This window comes from Citrobacter sp. VF227, assembly GCF_052950715.1.
Genome location: NZ_JBRFVF010000103.1, coordinates 1 through 702 on the forward strand (window position 1 = coordinate 1; position 702 = coordinate 702).

Sequence of the window (702 nt, forward strand, 5' to 3'; positions counted from 1 at the left end):
GTTTCACAAGGCCAACGAGTTTCTCGGCATGCAGGGCCTGCCGACCTTCCTCTGTGTCGACGTGATGAAGCGGCCGCAGGTCGAGGCGGATGTCGAGCGCTATCGCCGGCATCTGGGTGAGGTGTTCGGCTTCAGCGTCTGACCTTCGACCGGCAAAGAAAAACCCCTCGCGGCATGGCCGGGAGGGGTTTTTTCGTTTCAGCGCGAGGCGATCACTCCACGGCCTTGACCATGTCCTCGACGACCTTCTTCGCATCGCCGAAGACCATCATGGTCTTGTCCATGTAGAACAGTTCGTTGTCCAGACCGGCATAGCCGCTGGCCATGGAGCGCTTGTTGACGATGACCGTCTTGGCCTTGTACGCCTCGAGGATCGGCATGCCAGCGATGGGCGACTTCGGATCGTTCTTCGCCGCCGGATTCACCACGTCGTTCGCCCCGAGCACGAGCACCACGTCCACCTGCCCGAACTCGCCGTTGATGTCCTCCATCTCGTGAACGATCTCGTACGGCACCTCGGCTTCCGCGAGCAGCACGTTCATGTGTCCCGGCATCCGCCCCGCGACCGGGTGGATCGCGTACTTCACGTCGATCCCCTTCTCTACGAGCTTGTCGGTCAGCTCCTTGAGCGCGTGCTGCGCGCGCCCCACCGCCAGCCCGTAGCCCGTCACGATCACGACCGTCTCCGCATTGCCGAGCATG

1 protein-coding gene and 1 pseudogene are annotated in these 702 nt (G+C 62.5%); one reads left to right on the forward strand and one right to left on the reverse strand.

Annotated elements, in window-relative coordinates; all coding sequences use genetic code 11:
- Positions 1-142, forward strand: a pseudogene (locus ACU8YC_RS25280) (NADPH quinone reductase MdaB); the annotation flags it as partial.
- Positions 143-212: 70 nt separating this feature from the next.
- On the opposite strand, the gene ACU8YC_RS25285 reads toward ACU8YC_RS25280, so the two are convergent.
- Positions 213-702: NAD(P)(+) transhydrogenase (Re/Si-specific) subunit beta (locus tag ACU8YC_RS25285; RefSeq protein ID WP_446896002.1), on the reverse strand; the 490-nt coding region annotated here is incomplete at its 5' end.